We start from the raw sequence: 1,902 nt of genomic DNA on the forward strand, positions 1-1,902 counted from the left end.
CGACCGTTAGCTCTGAAAGTAAATGAGTTTCTAATATACGGGATAGTGCATAACGTAAAGGGTTTTAAACGCAATCTAGCCAAAAAAACAACTATTTGGGTTGCAGCTCCCTAGATTGCGGTTAAAACTTAGTTGGACGAAACCGGGGGCCTGTCTATGGGCATTTATGTTTCCCTTTTTGGGCCATTTTTGCGGTTTGGTGACCAAAACATCCGCATAGATTGTTGAAACGCTCGGATCTCGGATATTTCCGGTACGCTAAGGGCAGTCCTTTCCCATTAACGCTGATCCGTTTTCATTTTTTCCCATGTTTTCAAAGAACGTTTTTTCACGGGGCAGCTTCAGGGATCCCTGCCCTTTTCCCCGGCGAGGCCGTAAACCATCCTGCCGGTACCGCAGTCTCCACACATGAACAGGTCCCTGCCCAGATAACCAACTGCCTGTTTGGCCCCCTTGTACGTCTTTTTGATAAAGACATGCCACATCTTCGAATAGGCCTCCTTTTTCAAGAGTTCCGGGACGGTGTACATGCCTTTCTGTTTTTCAGGTATCCACAAGCTAAAAGCAATGGATGAATGGCTGCGAAACCGACTTCGCTACTGCTGCATTTGGCACGACTGAGGACAAAGCGTGAGCTTTGGGCCGGTAGTAGCGGGCGGGGCCTGAGCGGAAACGTAAAAACCTGATCAGATTGGGAGTAGACCGGGACCATGCCTATGCGTAGGACCGAGCGTTAAGAAATCTTCCGGTGGAAGATTTTAGCGAGGGGCCGGGCCGCGGGATGGACGAGACCCGTATGCCGATAGCTATCGGCAGTGGTGTGAGAGCCTCAACCTGAGCTATTTAGCTCAGGTCGGGCTACTCGATTGGGCACTGTAATTCCCTTTTTCATTGAAGATCAGATTCATAAATGCTATGGTCATGCAATAAACTTATAAATCTTTGTCTATCATTTTTCCAATGTAAGTCTGTTCGAAGCTTGTTCACTACAACAGCCTTTGTTTTTTCATCCCTGAAATTTAAAAGCTCAAATATCACCTGATAGTATTCTCCAACTCCTACATTTTCAAACTCTGTATCTTTAAGATACTCGATTAAAGCTGTTTTCAAGTCTTGATGATATTCTGCCTTGTACCAATTTGATAAATAAAATATTGCTGATTTATTGTGTTCATTAAAAGCCAATTCTTCAATTCTTGGATGATACTTTTGGGGGTAAATTCTATTTTCTAATGCTCTCAAGATTAATAGCCAGTCAGTGTTCGGTGAATAAAGAATAATGCTATCTAGTCTTTGAATTTTTTCGTCTTTTTCCTTTTCCTGTTGGGTTAGCCTATTCCAATACCTATGATAAAAAGACACAGATAACTTTTCAGAATCCTTTATGTCCATTGTATGTATTGTAAAAGTTTCATCCTTGGCTAAAAATGATTTCAAAACTTCATCTAGTTGAAGATAATCTCGATCAGCAAGTGCCCAAGAGGCATAGCATTTTACGATAGGATTTTCATGGGAAGTTAGTTCTACTAAGTATTGTAGGTCGGAATTATCTCTTAATTTTTCAAATGCTAGGTACAATCCACTTTTATTGTAACCGATATATTCGTACTGAACTTCATCTGTCTGAATGAAACTTTTAATGATTTTCTTACTGTCTTGACTCCACGCCAGATTAAAAAGCAATAGTATAAGTATAGTGAGTGATGTATGTTTCATCGGTTCATTTTATAGTGCCCAACGTTTTTGCGCTTGGCGTTCGTGCGGGATTTCGGAGCACAAAACTGTCAACCCAGTACTAAAGTTGATTTGAAAAACTGAACTTGAATTTAAGTACTTCACCCCGCATGACGCCAAACGCATGTTGAACAAAAGCTTCGCTAGCCTTACCGGTCCGGAATCCAT

Annotated in this window: 1 protein-coding gene and 1 pseudogene; both read right to left on the reverse strand. The window is 41.7% G+C overall.

Annotated elements, in window-relative coordinates; translation table 11 throughout:
* Window positions 1-341 precede the first annotated feature (341 nt).
* Window positions 342-557: pseudogene (locus tag ADIS_RS23305) on the reverse strand (hypothetical protein); the annotation flags it as partial.
* A gap of 331 nt (window positions 558-888) precedes the next feature.
* Window positions 889-1,716, reverse strand: coding sequence for a hypothetical protein (locus ADIS_RS01875; protein ID WP_010852572.1), 828 nt, complete (start codon window positions 1,714-1,716; stop codon window positions 889-891).
* Window positions 1,717-1,902: the final 186 nt, after the last annotated feature.

Origin of the sequence: Lunatimonas lonarensis, from assembly GCF_000390185.1 — a bacterium.
GTDB lineage: Bacteria > Bacteroidota > Bacteroidia > Cytophagales > Cyclobacteriaceae > Lunatimonas > Lunatimonas lonarensis.

Bases quoted from the DNA above. Each gene is read 5' to 3' on its own strand.
- ADIS_RS01875 (WP_010852572.1), bottom strand. From the start codon at position 1,716: ATGAAACATACATCACTCACTATACTTATACTATTGCTTTTTAATCTG.